At 74.0% G+C, this 18,754-nt stretch carries 17 protein-coding genes; 7 read left to right on the forward strand and 10 right to left on the reverse strand.

Annotation, left to right across the window (positions count from 1 at the left end; translation table 11 throughout):
• Nucleotides 1-21 precede the first annotated feature (21 nt).
• Nucleotides 22-786: a hypothetical protein gene (locus Val02_RS03970; RefSeq protein ID WP_203897436.1), complete on the reverse strand. Its 765-nt coding sequence runs from the start codon at nt 784-786 to the stop codon at nt 22-24.
• A 27-nt stretch (nt 787-813) separates the two neighbouring features.
• A complete protein-coding gene (locus Val02_RS03975) occupies nt 814-1,188 on the reverse strand; it encodes a winged helix-turn-helix transcriptional regulator (protein WP_203897437.1) in 375 nt (124 codons plus the stop codon).
• Nucleotides 1,189-1,261: 73 nt separating this feature from the next.
• On the opposite strand from Val02_RS03975, the gene Val02_RS03980 reads away from it, so the two are divergent.
• The gene (locus tag Val02_RS03980) at nt 1,262-1,627 is read left to right on the forward strand and encodes a DoxX family protein (protein ID WP_203897438.1); all 366 of its coding nucleotides are present in this window, start codon (nt 1,262-1,264) and stop codon (nt 1,625-1,627) included.
• A 452-nt stretch (nt 1,628-2,079) separates the two neighbouring features.
• Here the strand turns inward: Val02_RS03980 and Val02_RS03985 are convergent, their stop codons facing one another.
• Complete coding sequence (locus Val02_RS03985; RefSeq protein ID WP_239152149.1) at nt 2,080-3,204, reverse strand: winged helix DNA-binding domain-containing protein; 1,125 nt, start codon at nt 3,202-3,204, stop codon at nt 2,080-2,082.
• Nucleotides 3,205-3,489: 285 nt separating this feature from the next.
• Nucleotides 3,490-4,812, reverse strand: a complete 1,323-nt coding sequence (locus Val02_RS03990; RefSeq protein ID WP_203897439.1) for a serine hydrolase domain-containing protein — start codon at nt 4,810-4,812, stop codon at nt 3,490-3,492.
• Between the two features lie 42 nt (nt 4,813-4,854).
• Between Val02_RS03990 and Val02_RS03995 the strand changes: the two genes are divergently transcribed.
• Nucleotides 4,855-6,228: a M14 family zinc carboxypeptidase gene (locus Val02_RS03995; RefSeq protein ID WP_203897440.1), complete on the forward strand. Its 1,374-nt coding sequence runs from the start codon at nt 4,855-4,857 to the stop codon at nt 6,226-6,228.
• Nucleotides 6,229-6,403: 175 nt separating this feature from the next.
• Here Val02_RS03995 and Val02_RS04000 read toward each other — a convergent pair whose 3' ends face one another.
• Genes Val02_RS04000 through Val02_RS04010 form a run of 3 tightly spaced genes read right to left on the reverse strand, consistent with a single transcriptional unit; the run spans nt 6,404 to nt 8,489 of the window.
• Nucleotides 6,404-7,492: a DUF3500 domain-containing protein gene (locus tag Val02_RS04000; RefSeq protein WP_203897441.1), complete on the reverse strand. Its 1,089-nt coding sequence runs from the start codon at nt 7,490-7,492 to the stop codon at nt 6,404-6,406.
• 37 nt (nt 7,493-7,529) lie between these two features.
• Nucleotides 7,530-7,994 (reverse strand): hypothetical protein, encoded by a 465-nt coding sequence (locus tag Val02_RS04005; protein WP_203897442.1) that lies wholly within the window; start codon nt 7,992-7,994, stop codon nt 7,530-7,532.
• Entirely contained in the window at nt 7,995-8,489 is a 495-nt protein-coding gene (locus Val02_RS04010) for an SRPBCC family protein (RefSeq protein ID WP_203897443.1), read from the reverse strand.
• 49 nt (nt 8,490-8,538) lie between these two features.
• Between Val02_RS04010 and Val02_RS04015 the strand changes: the two genes are divergently transcribed.
• Genes Val02_RS04015 through Val02_RS04025 form a run of 3 tightly spaced genes read left to right on the forward strand, consistent with a single transcriptional unit; the run spans nt 8,539 to nt 11,295 of the window.
• Nucleotides 8,539-9,105: a TetR/AcrR family transcriptional regulator gene (locus tag Val02_RS04015; RefSeq protein WP_203897444.1), complete on the forward strand. Its 567-nt coding sequence runs from the start codon at nt 8,539-8,541 to the stop codon at nt 9,103-9,105.
• 10 nt (nt 9,106-9,115) lie between these two features.
• Entirely contained in the window at nt 9,116-10,144 is a 1,029-nt protein-coding gene (locus tag Val02_RS04020; RefSeq protein WP_203897445.1) for an alpha/beta hydrolase, read from the forward strand.
• Complete coding sequence (locus tag Val02_RS04025; RefSeq protein WP_203897446.1) at nt 10,141-11,295, forward strand: epoxide hydrolase family protein; 1,155 nt, start codon at nt 10,141-10,143, stop codon at nt 11,293-11,295. Before Val02_RS04020 ends, Val02_RS04025 begins: the two co-directional genes overlap by 4 nt.
• A 66-nt stretch (nt 11,296-11,361) precedes the next feature.
• On the opposite strand, the gene Val02_RS04030 is transcribed toward Val02_RS04025, so the two are convergent.
• Nucleotides 11,362-16,218 (reverse strand): diguanylate cyclase domain-containing protein, encoded by a 4,857-nt coding sequence (locus Val02_RS04030; protein ID WP_203897447.1) that lies wholly within the window; start codon nt 16,216-16,218, stop codon nt 11,362-11,364.
• A 109-nt stretch (nt 16,219-16,327) separates the two neighbouring features.
• Here Val02_RS04030 and Val02_RS04035 point away from each other — a divergent pair, with 109 nt between their 5' ends.
• Together Val02_RS04035 and cobF are read left to right on the forward strand one after the other, a co-directional pair.
• Nucleotides 16,328-16,660, forward strand: coding sequence for a hypothetical protein (locus Val02_RS04035; RefSeq protein WP_203897448.1), 333 nt, complete (start codon nt 16,328-16,330; stop codon nt 16,658-16,660).
• On the forward strand, nt 16,657-17,469 hold the full coding sequence (cobF, locus tag Val02_RS04040; RefSeq protein WP_203897449.1) for a precorrin-6A synthase (deacetylating): 813 nt from the start codon (nt 16,657-16,659) through the stop codon (nt 17,467-17,469). Before Val02_RS04035 ends, cobF begins: the two co-directional genes overlap by 4 nt.
• Here cobF and Val02_RS04045 read toward each other — a convergent pair.
• Both Val02_RS04045 and Val02_RS04050 read right to left on the reverse strand, forming a co-directional pair.
• Entirely contained in the window at nt 17,420-18,148 is a 729-nt protein-coding gene (locus Val02_RS04045; protein ID WP_203897450.1) for a cobalt-precorrin-6A reductase, read from the reverse strand. The two genes, cobF and Val02_RS04045, sit on opposite strands and share 50 nt — an antisense overlap.
• A 10-nt stretch (nt 18,149-18,158) precedes the next feature.
• Entirely contained in the window at nt 18,159-18,743 is a 585-nt protein-coding gene (locus Val02_RS04050) for a DUF4352 domain-containing protein (RefSeq protein ID WP_203897451.1), read from the reverse strand.
• Nucleotides 18,744-18,754: the final 11 nt, after the last annotated feature.

Raw genomic sequence — 18,754 nt, forward strand, 5'->3', positions numbered from 1 at the left:
GGACGGCCTGGCGTGAGACCCCTATTCGTGCGGCAGCAGATAGCGCCAGTTCACCGAGACGAACGCGCCGGCGCGGGTGCGGTAGTGCGACCACACTCCCTCGTCGGTGTGCGGGATCAGGCGCTTCACCGCGCGCGCCTGCTTGTGGCGAAGCTTGCGTTCCTTGTAGATCACGTCCTCGCCCACCGGGGGCAGCGGCACCTCGTCGGGCCAGCGCTTCGCGTCCTTGGGATCGAGATCGAGGTGCACGGCCACCAGCAGCACCGCGTCCGGCCGCCACGGCTGGCCCTGCCGGCTCACCTTGCGCCGCAGCGGGGCCACGTGGTCGTACAACTCGTACATCGGCTTCGGGAAGACCCGCTGCTCCCGCGCCATGACCCAGCCGTCGAGGCCGGCCCGGAAGACGTCGTTCCGCTCGTCGCGCACCTCGAGGATGTCGGCCGGCACGTCGGCGACGATCGGAGCACCCGGGCGGCGGGTGGAGTTGCGCTTGTCGCGGAGCACCTCGGCGGCGTGCCGCTGGAGGTCGCGTTCGGCCCGGCCGCTCAGGTCCAGGGCCCGGCTCGCGTCGGCGATGGCCAGGCCCCCGTGGTAGACGACCAGCGGCGGCGGCACGAGCACTCCCACGCCCGGCGGCACGAACCCGCCCGAGATCGACCAGGAGAACATCGGCCCGCGCACCGTCTCGGCAGGAGCGGCGGAGGCGTGGGCTGGGGCGGCTGCCGCACCGGTGGCGGCGGTCAGGGCCAGCGCACCGCCGGCGGCAAAGAACGTTCTACGGTCCACCCCGCCAGGATAAAGGTGCAAATAGGATTATTTGCCCCGTTCCCGGTAGGCCGCCCGGCTGGCCTCGATCTGCGGCACGTGCTCCATCGCCCACCCGGCGAGCGCCAACGCCGGCGCCAGCAGGCTGCGCCCCGCGTCGGTCAGCGCGTACTCGACCCGCGGCGGCACCTCGGCGTGCACGGTGCGCGCGACGAGCCCGTCGCGTTCGAGGTTTCGCAGGGTCAGCGTCAACATCCGCTGCGAGATGCCGGGGACCCGCTGCCGCAGGTCGCCGAAGCGCACGGTGCCCTCGTCCAGGGTGGCCACCACCAGCAGGGTCCACTTGTTGCAGATCCGGTCGAGGATCGCGCGGATCGTGCGCCCGCCGTCGCCGCGGATCATGCACGTGTGGCCGTAGTCCATCGCAGTCTCCTGTGCCTTACTAACACGCATGTGCCTTTTGTAGGCCCGTCGATACTGACGCATCATCGCCGCCATGGAGATCGCATACTGGGTCGTCGGCGGCCTGCTGGCAGTGTTCTACCTCTACGCCGGTGGCAAGAAGGCCGTGCAGAGCAGGGAACAGCTGCTGCCGATGATGGGCTGGGTCGACACGATGCCCATGCCGCTCGTCCGGACCATCGGCGTGCTGGAGCTGCTCGGCGCCGTCGGTCTGATCCTGCCGCCGTTGACCGACATCCTGCCGGGGCTGGCGGTGGCGGCCGCCGTCGGGCTGGTGCTGATCCAGATCGGGGGCATCGTGACCCACCTGCGCCGGGGCGAGGCCCGCCTGATCGGCCTCAACATCGTCCTGCTGGTGCTCGCCGCCGTGGCCGCCTGGCTCGCCACCTCTGTCGTCTGAGGATCACCGCCCGAAGGCGCGCCACCGCCGGGCCGCGCGGGGCCGGCGGGCGCCGAGGTCCGGCCGCCGGCCACCCGGTGAGCGCCGCCCCGCCGACGCCGGCGGGCTGCCGCCCCGCGAAGGTCCGCGCTGTGCGGCTGGGCTCGACCCCGAGGGGTCACCTCGCGGGCCGGCTCGACGCCGCAGTGCAGCCGTGCGGCCGGGCTCGCCGTGAAGGTCGGCGCCGTGCGGGTCGGCTCGCCGCGAAGTGCCGCGTGCGGCCGGCTCACCGCGGAGGGGCGGCCGCGCGGGCCGGCTTGCCGCGAAAAGTGCCCGCCGTGCGGGTCGGCTCGCCGTGGATGGGCCGCCGTGCGGGTCGGCTCGCCGCGGACGGGCCGCCCTGCGGCTGGGCTCGACGCGGAGGGACCGCGCGCGGGCGGGCCGAGGCCACGAAGCGGTCCACCGACGCATGCTCAGGCGTGTGGGCCCACCGTCACCGGGCCGACCGTCAGGGTGGGGACGGCCTCCAGTGCGGCTCCGACCCGTTCGACCTCATGGGCGAGCGCACGGCGCAGGGCGACGGTCAGCGGTGCCAGGGGCTCGACGGTCACCGCGATCCGGCGGCCCGACCGCCGCTGGTGCCATACGCCCGCGACCAGCCCGTCCACGACGAGCACCGGGAAGTTGCCGGCCTGGCCGGTGCGGCTGAGCGCGCGCTCGGCCGCGGCACCGGCGAACAGCGCCGCCCGGGGATGGGAGCCGACGACGTACGGATCGAAGTAGGGCAGCAGCCGCAGGCCGCTCGGGGGTGCGTCGAAGGTGTCGCCCGGCAGGCGCCACAGCGTCTCGCCGGCGACGGTCACCGGTTCGAGGTCGTCGTGTGCGGCGAAGCGTTCGGTGGCCCAGCGCACCGGTGCGGCCAGCCACTGCGCGAAGTGCCGCGGGGCGGCCGGGCCGTAGGCCTGCAGGTAGTCGCGGACCAGGTCGGTCGGGCCGTCCGGGGCGAAGCCGGGCGACCAGCGGGACGGGCCGGTGTAGGTGACCGTGCGGCCGCGCGGCGGGCCGAAGCAGAGCGCGCCGCGGTGCGCCGCCGTGCCGATCGCCTGCCGCCACCGGGGCCACCAGCCCTGGAACGCCGGCATGCACAGCTCGCCCGCCCACGGTCCCAGCGCGTCGACGACGGCGCTGTCCAGTTCGTCGACGGTCAGCTCGGCGCCGGCCAGCGCGGCACCGATCGCGGCCACCACGTCGTCGGTCCGCGCCGCGTCGAGCCGCGCGGCGGCCGGCAGCGGGACGGGCTGCCACGGGATCGCCGACAGGGCGCCGACCCAGCGCGGGAGGTCGGTCGTGGGCAGCAGATGCACCGTCCCGCGCGGCCCGAACGTCTTCACCAGCACCCGGTCCCGCCAGAGCGCGTCCCGCACGGACGTGCGCGTGGCGCCGTCCCACCGCAGCGCGACGGAGAGTTCGGCGGCGGAGATGACCTGCGCGTGCGCCCCGCACATGGCGCGCACGGCCGTGACCGCGTCCGGCCCCGGCGCGGTGAGCAGATGCCGCGCGGAGCGCGCCCGACACACGTCGACGAAGGAGACCTCCACGCTCCCCATCCTCGCCGAGCCGGCCCCCGGAGGGATGGACGCACGGCCCACCGGTCTCGAGGAGGTGCGCCCCGCGAAACGAGGCCCGACGGCACAAGCGCGGCGTGGCCCACGCCTGACGAACGGGTCCGGCCCGCGACGCGGCACCGCTGGAGCCGCACCACCCCCCGGACAGGTCGGCGGCGATCGGTGAGCGCCGCCCGGCGAGCGGGTACCACGCGAGCGACGCTCCACGGCCGAGACCGGCAGCGCGGCGTCGCCCACGCCCGACCAACTGGGGCACCGCTACACGCGCCGCGCCACCCGGCCCGCGTGCAGGAACCCGTCCACGAACGTCACCGTCGAATGCGCCCCGTCGTGCCCCTCGACGGACACGAACGTGTCGTCGGTCAGCGCCACGTACCGCTCCACCCGGGGCTCCCCTCCCGCCTCGGCCGCGAACCCGACCGGGGTCGTCCGCAGCGAGATCCCGCCCTCGGCGCCCGTCACCTCGTACTCCGCCATCGGATAGGCGTACCTGCCGAGGAACGGCGTCACGTCGAGCGCCCGCGGCGCGGCGGGCGGAACGGGGCCGGCCGGCACCGTGACGCCCGTCATCTCCGAGACGATCGCGCCGAGCAGGTCCCGCATGAGCCCGTACCCGTTGCCGTTGCTGCAGATCGCCACCACGAGGTCGTGCCCGGGGACGATCCGTAGCACGGTGTCCTGCCCGGGGGTGCCGCCGTCATGGCCGAACGCGGGCGTGCCGTTCCAGTCGAACAGCTCGGCGCCGAGGCTCCACGCGTACGACCCCATGATCGGCGGACCGGGAACGCGCACCTCGGCGTCGCGCATCGCCGGGTGGTGCGTGAGCAGATACCGGCCGAGCTTGAGGAGCTCGCGCGGGGCGGCGCACGGCGTCGACCCGGCCGGAGCGTTCGACCGCGGCATCTGCCACCGCGACACCACCCTCAACCCGCCACCACCGCCGGAGGAAGAGTCCGCGGCGGGAGAACGCAGATGCCCGACGGCCGCGCCGAACATCAACGCCTCGTCGGCGAACAACGCCGTGCGGCTCATGCCGAGCGGCTCGAAGAGGCGTTCGCGGACCAGCGCCTCCCACGTGTCGGCGCCGCGCAGCCGCACGGCGAGCGCACCGAGGACGCAGTAGCCGGAGTTGCAGTACGAGAAGAGCGCGCCGGGCGGGTAGAGCTGTCCGGCGGCGTCGCCGAGCAGCGCGACGTACCGGTCGAGCGCGTCGTCGCCGCGTCCGGTGTCGGTGAAGATGTCGCCGTCGAAGCCGCCGGTGTGGGTCAGCAGGTGCCGGACGGTCACGGTCCGCGTCACCTCCGGGTCTTTCACGCGGAACGTCGGAAGGTGTCGGCGCACGGGATCGTCGAGCCCGACGGTGCCCTCCTCGACGAGCTGCATGACCAGCGCCGCCGTGAGCAGTTTGGTGACCGAGCCGATCTGGAAGACGCTGTCGGGGCCGACCGGGAAACCGGTGTCGCGGCTGAGCACACCACTCGTCGCGGTCCACTCGGCGGCGCCGCGGCCGACCGCGACGGAGATGCCGGCGACGTCGCGGCCGGCGCTGAGTTCGTCGAGAAGGGATTGAAGGTCACGCATCTGTCGAACCCTTTCACAGCGGGCGTCACCTTACGATGGGTTGTGATCGACGAACTGTCCGAGGTGATACGTTCCGTACCGTCCGCCGACCGGTTTCCGACAGTGGACGAGTTGGCCGCTTCGGTCGAACGCCTCCGCGCCGAGCACCCCGACATCATCACCGAGCACCGCATCGGCACCTCCCGCCTCGGCGAACCCCTGTCCGCGATGCGCGTCGGCGACGGCCCGCGCCACGCCATCGTGTTCGGGGGCGTGCATCCCAACGAGCCGGTCGGCGGGCTGACGGCGGTGCATCTGGTGCGCACGCTCGCCGCCGACGCCGGCCTGCGCGCACGGCTCGGTTTCACCTGGCACGTCATTCCGTGCATCGATCCGGACGGCATGCGCCTCAACGAGGGCTGGTTCGCCGGGCCGCTCAGCTGGGGGTCGTACGGGCGGGCGTTCTACCGGCCGGCGCCGGACGAACAGGTGGAGTGGACGTTCCCGCTGCGGTACAAGCGGGCCTGGTTCGACCGGGTGCTGCCGGAGACCCTGGCGCTGATGCGGCTCATCGACGACACGCGGCCCGCGCTGCTGTGCTCGTTGCACAACGGCGAGTACGGCGGCGTCTTCTACTACCTGTCCCGCCCCGAACCGGAGCTGTACGACACGTTGACCGCGATCCCGGCTCGGCTGGGCCTGCCGTTGCACACCGGCGAGCCGGAGGCGCCCTGCATCGCGAACTACGCCCCGGGTGTCTACGGCACCATCAACGTCGCCGACGAGTACGACTATCTGGAGTCGCACGGCATCGACCCGGTCGGTGCGCTGGCCGGTGACTCGAGTGCGGCCTACGCGGCGCGCTACGGCGCGCTGACGCTGGTGAGCGAGGTGCCGTACTGGGCGCACACCGACGCCGACGATCCGGCACCGACGGCGGTTCCCTACGCGCAGCTGCTGCGCGAACGGGTCGCCGCCGTGCGGGAGGTGTACGCGACCCTCCAGTCGGTACTGTCCACTGTGGAGGGTGAACTCTCGGTCGGGTCGCCGTTCCTGCGGGCGTGCCGCAGTTTCGTGCCGAGTCTCGACGGGCTCGCGACCCGCGAGGCGGAGCGCGCCGCCGACCCCGCGCACGCCCGGCCGGCCACCGTGGCCGAACGCTTCAGCGGCGAGGCGATGCTGCACCAGATGCGGATCAGGTTCGGCGGGATGCTGTTGCGCGCGATCGAGGGGGAGTTCGCGATCGGGCACGCGACGCCGGTGCTGCGCCGCCAGTACGCGCTCCTGTCGAGGGCGTACGACGCGTGGGCGCTCGAGGCGGAGACGACCACGACGCCGCACACGGTGCCGATCGGGGACCTGGTGGCGATCCAGTACGCCGCGATCCTGGCGACCGCCGTCCACCTCCGCGACGCCGGGAGATCCACCTCGACCTAGTGTCCTAGGATGCGCTAGGCGGCGCGAGCGCCGCCACCCGGGACGAGCGCCGCCCTCGGGGGACAAGGATGATCGTGGATCTTGAAGCACCGATGTCGTGAACCGACCCGTGGATCAACCCCCACGCACCAAGATCCACGATCAAGCCGCCGGAGGGGTCAAGCCGCCGGTGAGGTCAAGCCGCCCCGTAGTCGGCCCCGGGCTCGCGGTACACCGCGTGGATGTGCGAGGCGCCGCCGCCGTTCGGACCCGACCCCTGCTGGTGGGCGAACTCGATCAGGAACGTCGCCCCCTGCACCCGGTAGTACACCGGCTGCCCGAGCGTTCCCGACCCGGACCACGCGAACGTCACCGACGCCACCGTCCGCCGCACCGCCTCCCGCTTCGCCGCCGCCTGCGAGGGGTTCAGGGCGTCGATCCACTCGTCGACGAGTGCGTACAGCAGCAGCCGCTGCGCCTCGGTGAAGGTCGTCGCCGGGACCCCCTCGGGGGCCAGGGTCCGGCCGTCCTGCCCGGGACCGAGCACGATCTCGGCCACGCCGGCCGGCAGCGTGGCCGCCGCCCGCTGTTCCTCGTCGAGGGCGTTGAACAGGGCGAACGCCTTGTGGGTCTCGGCGCAGAGCGGTTCGGACAGGCCGCCGTCGGCGGAGGGGTGGCTGGCCGGCTGGGCGCCCCAGAGCGTGGGTGCGAGGGTCATGCCGGTGCCGTCGACGGTGATGTTGAGGCCGAGGTGGTGGCCGCCGTACTGGATCGTCCAGCGGCCCAGCGCGGCGGGCACGCCGAGGATGCGGATCCAGTAGTGGTCGGCGCCGAAGTCGAGGTTGATGCCGCCGGAGTCGGCGAGGACGCCGTCGGCCGCCGCGATGCCGAGCACCTGCCGGTAGCCCTCTTCGCTCAGCGCCGCGCGCAGGATCGCGTGCGCGGCGCGGCGTTCGTCGGGGCTGAGGGTGTCCATCCGCAGGCCCGCGCGCTTGAAGAGCTGGTCGGGCAGGTGGGACCAGTGCGCGAGGTTGGCCGGTGTCCGTTCGTCCCGCACGACCGTCCGGCGCGTGCCGTCGAGCATCCGGAGGAACGTCTCCGTAGCGGCCAGCGTCGCCGTGGCCGCCTCGCCCGAGGCCGTCGCGGTGGGCGAGGGGGAGACCGGGCACTCGGCGGGGGTGCCTGACGGGTAGCCGGCCGGGGCGGGCTCGCGGTAGTCGGCGGCGCCGCACGCGGAGGCCAGCGCGGCCACGAGTGCCAGCCCGACGAGCCTGCGAGTCACCATGTGTCGCAGGCTAGTCAACGCACGGTGCCGGGATGGCTCAGTCGTGGAGTTCGGCCCGGCGCACCTCGTCGAGCGCGGCGGCCAGGTACGGCGCGAACGGCCGCCCGTCGAGCAGGAACGCCACCAGCAGCGGCCCGTGCTCGGCCAGCGCGGCGGGGTCGAGCGCACCCTGTTCGTCGGGGTCGTGCAGGCCCAGCGCGCCGGCGAGCAGCAGCAGCAGGACGTGCGGGTCGACGTCGGGTCGCCAGCTGGCGGCGCCGCGCACGCAGTCGGTGAGGATGCGCTGGATGTCGCCGCTGTCGAGGCCGTCCGGGTGGCGTTCCTCCAGGATGAGCCGCGTCGCGGAGCCCATCGCCAAGCCGGTCTGATCGGTGGTGGCGAGGGTGCTCACGGCGTTCCCGTAAAGCTCCGTGTCCTGTGTGGACGCGGCGGCGACGGCCTCGTCGGCGGCGGCCGCGACGGCGCGCGCGGCGGGTGGCAGGTGGCGCCAGGATGTGGTCACTCAGGTCCTCGCGACGGCTGGACGGCGGCGGCTGGCCAGCGAGCGTAGCAACCGCACGTACGGCGACCAGCGGGCGGGCCGACGAACGGCACCGGTGGCGGCGCGTTCGGCATTGTCGAGCAGGTCGCGCAGGAGGGCGTCGTGCAGCCACCGGAACGCCAGCGGCCAGCCGAGCACCATCGCCCCGTGCAGCCGTCCGCCCATGTCGTGGACGAGCCGGCTGCGCCCGGCGCCGACCTCCTCGACCCGGAACTCGTGGAACCCGTCGAGCCCGATCGTCGGGTCGAACGCGAAGCGCAGCCGCCGCCCGGGCTCGTACTCGACGACGGTGTACCGGATCGGCCCGTGGCGGTCGCGCGATCCGACGGCGAGCCCGTCGTCGAGGCGGGACGGCGGCCACCGGTCGCCGGGCCAGAGCCGCTGCGGCAGCCCGTCCAGCAGGGCGCCCAGGACGGGCGCGGGGACGGCGAACTCGCGGTGATGGGTGTTCCTCATGAGGACCTCCATACGGTTGCGTATGGAAAACGTACGCTACCGTATGGTCATGGCGGAACCCCGGACCCGACTCAGCGCGGAGAGCTGGGCCACAGCGGCCCTCGACGCGATCGGCGAGGGCGGCCTGGCGGCCGTCGCCGTGGAGCCCATCGCCGCCCGGCTGGGCGCCACCAAGGGCAGCTTCTACTGGCACTTCGCCAACCGGGACGCGCTCGTCGCGGCCGCCCTCGCGCGGTGGGAGGAGCGGCACACCGGCCGCGTCATCGCCGAGGTCGAGGCCGCGGCGAGCGATCCGGCGCGGCGGCTGCGGTTGCTGTTCGCGGCGGTGACCGGGCACGCCCGGGCCGACGCCATCGAGCTGGCCCTCCTGGCGGCCGCCGACCACCCGCTCGTCGGCCCCGTCGTCGAACGGGTCGCCCGCCGCCGCATCGACTATCTCGTCGGCCTTTTCTCGGCGATCGGATTCCCGGCGGCCGAGGCGAAGCGGCGCGGCCTCTGGGCGTACAGCACCTACCTGGGAAACCTTCAGCTGGCCGGCCGGATGCCGGGGCTGCTGCCCGGGGGCAGGGCCGCCGACCGCTACCTGGACAGCATCATGGACACCATGCTGAGCTAGGGCAATGCCTATGCCGTGGAGTCACGAGTTTGCCGGCCGTCTCGACGAGCACACCATCGACAGCGCGCTCCTGCGCGACAACCCGCTGGGCGACCCGGCGCAGCGGCCGCTGTGGGTCTACGTCCCGCCGGGCTACGACGAGGAACCGCGGCGCCGCTACCCGAGCGTGTACGTGATCCAGGGCTACACCGGGCACCTGGCCATGTGGCGAAACCGTTCGGCGTACCGGCAGCCGTTCCCGGAGACCGCCGACGCGCTCTTCGCCTCGGGGGACGCGCCGCCGTGCGTCGTGGTCTACGTGGACGCGTGGACCGCCTACGGCGGCAGCCAGTTCGTCGACTCGCCGGGGACCGGGAAGTACCACTCGTACCTCTGCGACGAGGTGGTGCCGTTCGTCGACGCGCGCTACCGGACCCTCGACGCGGCCGCGCACCGGGGGGTCAGCGGCAAGTCCTCGGGCGGCTTCGGCGCGCTCATCACCCCGATGCTGCGCCCCGACCTGTTCGGCGGACTGGCCAGCCACGCCGGTGACAGCCTCTACGAGTACGCCTACCTGCACGAGTTCGCGCTCGCGACGCGTGCGCTGCGGGACCACTACGAGGGCTCGTACGAGAAGTTCTGGGCCGACTTCCGGTCCCGGCCGGCCTTCACCAAGGAGCACGACGGGACGCTGGTGATGGTGTACGGCTGCGCGGCGGCGTTCTCGGCCGACGCGGACGGGACGGTGCGGCTGCCGTTCGACCCGGTGACCGGGCAGCTGGTGCCGCAGGCGTGGCAGCGGTGGCTGGACTGGGACCCGGTGCGCATGATCCCGAAGTACGCCGACGCGTTGCGCGGCCTCAAGGCGATCTACCTGGACGCGGGCAAGCGCGACGAGTGGTTCCTCGACCTGGGCCACGGCGCGGTCCGGGCCGAACTGGCGAAGATCGGCGTCACCGACGTGCACCACGAGCTGTTCGAGGGCACGCACATGGCCATCGACTACCGCTACCCGATCGGCCTGCGGTACCTGGCCGAGCGACTCGCACCGGCGTCGTGACGCTGCCGTTCGGACCGTCCGATGTGGACGATCTGCGCGTCCGGCTGGCCCGCACCCGGTGGCCGGACGAGCCCGCGGGCGCCGGAGACCGGTACGGCCTGCCGCTCGCCGACGCCCGCGACCTCGCCACGTACTGGGCGGAGGGCTTCGACTTCGACGCGTTCGCGCATCGGCTCGACGCGCTGCCGCACCACGCCGTGCAGATCGACGGGGCGACCGTCCACTGTGTACACGCGCGGTCGTCCCGGCCGGACGCCACCGCGCTGCTGCTGACGCACGGCTGGCCCGGTTCGATCCTGGAGTTCACCGGCCTGCTCGACGCGCTCACCGAGCCGGATGGGCCCGACGTGCCGGCGTTCCACGTGGTGGTGCCGTCGATTCCGGGCTTCGGGCTGTCCGGCCCGACGCGGGACACCGGCTGGGGCACGGCGCGGATCGCGCGCGCGTTCGACGTTCTCATGAATCGGCTGGGCTACGACCGCTACGGCGCGCACGGCGGCGACTGGGGCGCCCTCATCACCCGGGAACTGGCCCTGATGGCGCCGCAGGCCCTGTCCGGCCAGCACCTGACGATGCTGCCGTGGGCCGTGGCGCGGCCCGGCGTCGAGGTGCCCGGCGCCGACCCGGAAACCGTCGCGGCGTCGGCCCGGCGCGCGGCGCTGGCCCGCCGCGACGAGCTGGGCTACGGCATCCAGCAGGGCACCCGGCCGATGACCCTCGCGTACGGCCTCACCGACTCGCCGGTCGGGCAGCTCGCGTGGATCGCGGAGAAGATCTACGCATGGAGCGACCCGGCGTGCCGGCCGGACCGGGACACGATCCTGGCCAACGTGAGCCTGTACTGGTTCACCCGCACGGCCGGCTCGTCGGCGCGGCTGTACCGCGAGTACTACCGCTCCACTGTGGACACTGCCGCGCGCGGGGAGGGACCGGCGCGCGGCCACGTGCGCACCGGCGTCTCGGTCTTCCCGCACGACACCTCGTTGCCCGTGCGGGAGCTGGCCGAACGCCTCGACCCGGTCGAACGCTGGACGGTGCACGAGCGCGGCGGCCACTTCCCCGGCTGGGAACAGCCCGACGAGTTGGTCGCGGAGCTGCGCGAGTTCCTCGGCAGGAGGGGAGCGGGACGGCAGCACACGGCCGAAAGGTGACCTTCCGACCGTGTGCGCATCTGTACCCGTTGACACGTGCCGCACGGGGCATCGGTTCACGGGAATCTATGGGCCGGCACACCTCACCCGGTCCCGCCCGTCCTGCTTGGCGACGTAGAGCGCGGCGTCGGCGCGGCCCAGCAGGTCCTCCGGCGCGTCCTGCCGGCGCGGCACCACGGCGGCGGCGCCGGCGCTGACCGTCACGATGCCCAGCTCGCTCGCCTCGTGCGGCAGGGCCAGCGCGGCGACGGCGGCGCGGGCCCGTTCGCCCAGCGCCGTCGCGCCCGCCCGGTCGGCGTCCGGCAGCACGATCGCGAACTCCTCGCCGCCGTAGCGGCACACCAGGTCCGTGGCGCTGCGGGTGCCGTGCGCCAGCGTCGCCGCGACCCGGCGCAGGCACTCGTCGCCGGCGACGTGGCCGTAGTGGTCGTTGTACCGCTTGAAGTGGTCCACGTCGAAGAGGACCAGCCCGAGCGGCTGGCCGCTGCGCAGCGCCCGGCTCCACTCCGACTCCAGCGTCCGGTTGAACCGGCGCCGGTTGGCCAGGCCGGTCAGCGCGTCCGTGCCGGAGAGCACCTCCAGTTGCCGGTTCGCGGCGGCGAGGGCCTCGGTGCGGTCGGCGACGCGTTCCTCCAGCGAACCGTAGAGGACGGCGTTGGCGAGCGAGACGATGAGCTGTCCGGTGATCAGCGTGACGGCGTCGAGGCGGTCGGCGGTGAACGCGCCGCTGCCGTGCTCGTTCGCCAGCATCAGCACGGCACGCGTCTCGCCCTGGTGCAGCACCGGCACCACGAGCAGCGAACATCGACCGAGCCCGGCGACGTAGGCGTCCCGCGCGAAGCGGTCGTCCCGGGTGGCGTCCTCGACGAGCAGCGGCTCACGGGTACGTTCGGCGTACCGGAACGCCGTGATCGGCAACAGCCCGCGCCGCCCGGCGTCCTCGACCGGCAGCGCCTGCTCCCCGGCCGAACCGGGCGCGGCCTGCGCCAGCAGGAACCACTCGCCGGTGTCGTCGTTGCGCAGCACCACCTGCACCCGCGTGGCGCCGGTGATGGCGGTCAGCTGCTCCACGATGGCGGTGTGCAGGCGTTCGAGGTTCGTCTCGGAGCTCAGTGCCTGCGAGGCGCGCAGGATGGCGAGCATGTCCAGCCGGTCGGCGTCCGCGTCGGACTCGTCGGCCGGTGCCGTGTGCCGTGGCGGCGGGGGCAGCTCGTGGCGCTCCTCCAGCCGGTGAACGGCCGCGTCGGCGCCCCACGTCCGGTAGCGGTCGCGCGCCTCGGCGAGCCAGCGCAGTCCGTGCCGGGGCAGGTCGTGCGCGAGGTGGAACAGGCCGAGGCGTTCGGCGATCAGCGCGTGGTGCCAGGGCCGGCCGCGCGGGCTCACCTCGCGCGCCGCCGCGTCGTACGCCGCCAGCGCCGCGGGGAAGTCGCCGGCGGCGTCGGCCCGTTCGGCGCGCACGAGGGCGGCCAGGTGGGCGACGTTCGCCGGGGCCTCGGCGGCGCGGGCGTCGAGCCACTCCAGGTGCCGGTCGAACTCCTCGGAAGGGCCGCCGCGCGCCAGTGCGAGGGCGCGCAGGAAGCGCAGCTGCACGTTCGGGTAGCCGGGGATGAAGGAGGCGAGTTCCCACGCACGGGCCGTGTGCGCGTCGAGGGCCGCGGGGTCGTCGAGGACCGCCGCCGCGATCGCGGCGCAGATGTGCAGCATGCCGGTGGCGAGCGGGTTCCCGGCGACCTCGGACTCGGTGAAGCCACCGCCGTGCATCAGGGCGTCGGCCAGTTGCCGGTACCCGGCGGCGTACTGGACGTTGAGCCGGTTGGCGGTGCGGGTCGCCATCGCGACGGCCGCGTCGATCTCGGCGACGAACGCCTGCAGCGAATCGCCGCTGTCCAGCCGGGCCGGCAGCAGCGTCATGCTGGTGTTGCAGGCCATCTGCAGGTCGCCGCCGCGCAGCAGCCCCTCCCGGGCCAGGCGGGCCTGTCCGACGGTGTTCTCCAGCGGCTCCGCCCAGGGCTGCAGGTGCAGCGCGAACCGGTGGCGCAGCACCGACGTGTCCGGTTCGTAGCCGCGCGCCTCGGCCACCGCCAGCACGTGCCGGCCGACGGTGTAGCCGATGCGGTAGTCGTTCGAGGCGGCGGTCGCCATCGGGCCCACGATGGTCAGGTTGGCCGCCAGGCCGCCGGACGGGCCGTGCGCCACCCACATGCGCTGGCTCTCCAGCACGATCCACGCCAGCGTCACCTTGTCCCCGACGAAGAACGCCGTGGGCAGCAGCCGGTTGAACAGCCGCTGGGTCGCGCGCACCCGCGGCGGCAGGTCCTCGGGACGGGCCAGGTCGGCGGCGAGGTCCAGGTGCGCGGCCCACTCGGCGAGTTCGGCGCGGCGGGCCGGCAGCGTGGCGGGGAAGTCGGGGCCGGGCACCGGGTGGCCGAGCCGGGCGATCAGGTCCAGGCCCAGGGCGATGGCCTCGGCGTGCGCGTTGCGCTGGGTCAGGCTGCCGATCTGGATGCCGGCCGCCGGTTCCAGCGTCACCGGGTCGGGGTCGCGGCGCACCAGCGAGGCGTAGACGGCGTCGGCCTCGTCGAGGCGGCCGAGCGCGTGCAGGGCGGCGTGGCGTTCGATGTCCAGGTCGATCAGCGCGGGGGTGTCCGGTGCGACGCCGAGCGTGTCCCACAGGGTCGCGGCGGCGCTCAGGTACCGCTCGGCGGTGGCGTGGTTGCTGATCCGCCACGCGTTCGTCGCGGCCGTGCGGTACAGGGCGATGATCGCCAGCGTCTCCTCGGGCGAGGTGTCCCGCGGCGCGGCGGCGAGGTACTGCTCGGCGGCCTCCACCTGCCGGCCGGTGCGGCGGGCCAGCCGGCGGGCGAGGGCGAGGTGCAGGGCGGTGCGCCGGTCCGGGTCGAGGCTGGCGTAGGCCGCCTGGTGCACGCGGTCGTGCCGGAAGCGCACCCGGTCGCCGTCGGGTCCGGCATCGCGGTCGATGACGAGCAGGCCGTCCTCCAGCGGCGGGGTGAGCCGTTGCAGCACCGCGCCGGTGCCCGGCAGCAGGTCCGGGGCGGGGTCGCCGGCGGCCGCCGCGAGCACCTCCAGCCGCACGTCGCCGCCGAGGCAGGCCATCATCTGCAGCAGTTCGCGGGAGAGCTCGGGCAGCCGGTCGATGCGCTCGCGCAGCAGGTCGACGACGTCGCCGCGGGAGACGACCCGGCGGATGGCCCGGTCGTCCCAGGTCCAGCCGTGCGCGCCGAGCACGAGGGCGTCCTCGTGGCGCAGCGTGTTGATCAGTTCGAGCGTGTCGTACGGGTTGCCGGCGGTCCACTCCCGCACGGTGTCGGCGAGTGCGGCCGCCCGTTCGGCCGGCAGCCGCAGCAGCTCGGTGAGCAGGGCGCCGAGGCCGGTCGGCGGCAGGTTCGACAGGTGCAGCGGCGGCGGTGCGACCCCGAGGTGCCGCCACCGTTGCAGCATCGCCGTCAACGGGTGCGTCGGATCCGTGCCCGCCCCCCGGAACGCCCCCACCACCAGCAGCCCGGGCAGCGCCGACCCGGTCAGCACCGCGTCGACCAGCCCGAGCGTCGCCGGTTCGGCCCACTGGAGGTCGTCGACGACCAGCACCACCGGCCGGACCGGGGAGACGACGACCCGCAGCACGTCGAGCAGCGCCTGCCGCAGCCGCACCTCCGCCTCCACCGGGTCGGTGGTGACCGACGCGTGGCCGGCGCCGAGCAGCACCGCGAACTCCGGCAGCGCGCCGGTGACGAGCCCCGTGTTCGGCCCCAGCACGTCGAGCAGGTGCCGGCGGGTCGCGGCCAGGTCGGTCTCGGTCTCGGCGAGCAGGCGCCGGCCGAGCGCGCGGACGGCCTGCAGCCCGGCCCCCTCCGCGGCGTCCTGCCGGAACTGGTCGGACTTGCCGACCACGAACCACCCGTCGCGCGCAAGGACTTCCGGCCGCAACGCGTCCACCAGCGACGACTTCCCCACGCCCGGCGCGCCGGCGATCAACACGGCCCGGGCCGCGCCCTCCGACGCCTGCGCGAACGCCGACCGCAGCTGGGCCACCTCCTTGTCCCGCCCGACCGGCCGGGACGGCGCCACCAGCCGCGGCGGGAAGTCCCAGGCGCCGAGCCGGAACCGCAGCCCCGGCCGCTCCTCGACGGCGGCGAGGTCCCGGGCCAGCCCCTCGGCGCTCTGGTAGCGGCGGTCAGGTTCCTTCTCCAGCAGCCGCGCGACGATGTCGGCCAGCGCCGGCGGCACGTCCGGTGCCAGTTCGGTCAGCGGCGGCGGGACCCGCACCAGGATGTCGCGCACCAGCCGCAGTTCGTCGTCGCCCTCGACCGGCGGCCGGCCGGCGACCAGCCAGAACAGGACGGCCCCGACGCCGTACAGGTCCGCGCGGTGGTCGACCGGCTGGCCGGTGCGGCCGGTGCACTCCGGCGGCAGGAAGCCGAGCGTGTCGAGCGCGCCCCGGTGCACGGCGGCGCCGGGACGCCCCTCGGCGAACGTCGACGCCGAGTCGAAGTCGATCACCATCGGCCGCCGGTCTGCGCCCAGGACCAGGATCGACTCCGGGTTGAGGTACTTGTGCAGCACGCCGGCGTCGTGGATCGCGCCGACGACCGTCACCAGCCGGCGGGCGAACCCGAGCACCAGCGACAGCTCCAGCCGCACGTGGCGCAGCTGCGGACCGGCGCAGCCGGCGAGCAGCACCTCGTCGGGGCCGGCGCCGGGCAGCAGCCGGGGGACGCCCGGCACCTCGGCGAGGCGTTCCAGCAGGGTGATCTCGGTGTGCCGGCGGGCCGCGGCGAGCGGGCCCCGGTACTCCTTGCGGACCAGCACGCCCTCGGGGCCCTCGTAGCGGGTGATCCGCTTGCGTTCGTCCTCGTGCAGCACCGTGCCGCGCCGCTCGTCGGCGGGCGATTCCCGCACCGGCACGGTCCCCACATCGGTCGTCTTCGGCAGCACCCACCCCGGCCTGAGGCAAACGAGGCGCTAGACTGGTTCGGCAGATCTCTCGTTCTTCAGGTTGTTAGGGGAAAGTTCAATGGCGGGTGGTAAGACCTCCAAGACCGCGCGCGCGTCAGTCGCAGCCGGTCAGCGTGGTGCAGCCGGTGGCGTCACCGTCCTGGGGGAGATGAAGTTCCTCATCCCGCTCAACCTGGGCAAGCACGTGTACGTCCGCAACATCTCCACCGGCCGCACCGAGCACTGCGCGACCGACTCGGACAAGCTGGTCGAGCAGCTGCGCACGCTCGCCACGGCCGGCCACGCCGCCAAGCTCCGTGACGAGGTGAAGCTCCTCCAGCAGGCGCACCCGGACCACGGCTGGGACAAGGTCGAGGCGAAGCTCGTCTCCGAGGGCGTCTTCGCCGAGTGACCGAAGCGTCAGAGCGCGGCGTTCCCGACGGGGGCGCCGCGCTTTCTGGTGCCCGGAAACTGCTCGTCATCGGCATCGGTGCCGGTGACCCGGAGGACCTGACCCTGCGGGCCGTGCGCGCCATCGGCGAAGCCGACGTCTTCTTCCTGCTCGACAAGGGCGAGGCGAAGGAGAGCATGATCCGGCTGCGCCGGGAGATGCTGGCCGCGTACGCGAAGCCCGGCCACCGGGTCGCCGAGGGCGTCGATCCAGACCGGGACCGGCGGCCCGCGGACTATCCCGAGGCGGTCGCCGCGTGGCGGGCCCGGCGTGCGGAGATCACCGGCGACCTCATCAGGGGGCACCTGGCCGAGGGGGAGACCGGCGCGTTCCTCGTCTGGGGCGACCCGTCGCTCTACGACAGCACCCTCGGCGTGCTCGCCGATCTCGACGTTCCGGTCGAGGTGACGGTGGTGGCGGGCATCAGCAGCGTCTCGTCGCTCGCCGCCCGGCACGGGATCGGGCTCAACCGGGTCGGCGGTGCCGTCGCGGTGACCACCGGCCGGCGGCTCTCCGAGGGGTGGCCGGACGGGGTGGACGACGTCGTGGTGATGCTGGACGCGCGGCAGGCGTTCGCGGGCGTTCCGGCGGAGGGCGTCGAGATCTACTGGGGCGCTTACCTGGGCACGCCCGACGAGCTGCTGGTCGCCGGCCCGCTCGCCGAGGTCGCGGGGGAGATCTCCCGCGTGCGCGCCGCGGCCCGCGCCCGGCACGGCTGGATCATGGACACCTACCTGCTAAGGCGGACAACCACGCCACCGCCGCGCTGACGCCGCTCACGCGCGTCCCGGCCGTCTCCTCCCGCGGTCTTTCCGCGAGAACGACCGGAAGGCGCAGTTCTCGACAGGCGGTCAGCTTGGCGTCGGCGGCCCCACCGCTGTCCCGCGCGACCACCACGTCGATCGCGTGGCGGGTGAGCAGGTCGCGTTCGCCGTCGACGGTGAACGGCCCCCGCTCGCGCACCACGTGCAGCCGCCGGGGCAGGGGCGGGGCGGGCCGCTCGACGGTCCGGGCCAGGCACCACGCGTCGACGCCCGCGAACGCGGCCAGTCCACCGCTGCCCACGGCCAGGAAAAGACGTTCGCCCAGAGTGGGAGCCAGCGCGGCGGCGGCCTCGAGGGACGGCACCCGCCGCCAGTCGTCGCCCGGCCGCTCCGTCCACGGTGGACGGACGAGGCGCAGCAGCGGCACGCCGACGGCGGTCGTGGCCGACGCGGCGGCGGCCGAGATGCCGGCGGCGAACGGGTGGGTCGCGTCCACGACCGCGTCGAAGCGCCCGACGCGCAGGTAGTCCGCGAGCCCGCCGCCGAACCCGCCCACCCGCACGTCGCCCTCCGGCAGCACCGGCGCGGCGGTCCGCCCGGCCAGCGACGACACCACGTCGAACCCGGGCAGCGCGCCGGCCAGCTCCCGCCCCTCGCCCGTCCCGCCCAGGATCAGCACCCGCACGGGACGATCGTTACACGACGGGCCAGTCGTGCGTCTTGCCGCCGCCCTGGGAGTGTTCGCTCTCGGAGTACCGAACGGCGCTCGGCCGGCTGTTGGGCACGTCGAACACGATCCATCCGCGCACGCAGGTGCCGGCCGCCAGCGAGTGCTCCCGCGGGTAGGCCGGCTGCGGGAAGGCGGGGTTGTCGAAGCCGTAGGCCGCCACGGTGGAGGTGTCGCCGAAGACCAGCGTGAACGGCTTCGTGTCGATCACCTGCACCAGGGAGGTGGTGCGGTTGCAGGTGCGCACGTCGATCGCCGCGAACTGGTGCCCGGCGGTCTTCGGCGTCGGCGGCTTCGCGCTCAGCGGCTGCTTGTACTCGAAGACCGTCACCTGCAGCGGTCCGCTCCACTCGGCGACCGACAGCGGGGTGCCGATCTGCGGCGGCGCCTCGGCCTTCGCGCTCGCGGCGGGTGAACCGGGGGGACCGCTGCCGGACGGTGAACCGCTCACGGGGCGGGTGGCCGGCGCGGTGGCCGTGGGGCTCTCGTCGTCCCCACAGCCCCCGAGCGCGACCCCCGCCCCGAGAACGATCACCAGAAGTATCCTTCGCACTTACTCCACGT

The organism is Virgisporangium aliadipatigenens (assembly GCF_016863615.1).
GTDB classification, from domain to species: Bacteria; Actinomycetota; Actinomycetes; order Mycobacteriales; family Micromonosporaceae; genus Virgisporangium; species Virgisporangium aliadipatigenens.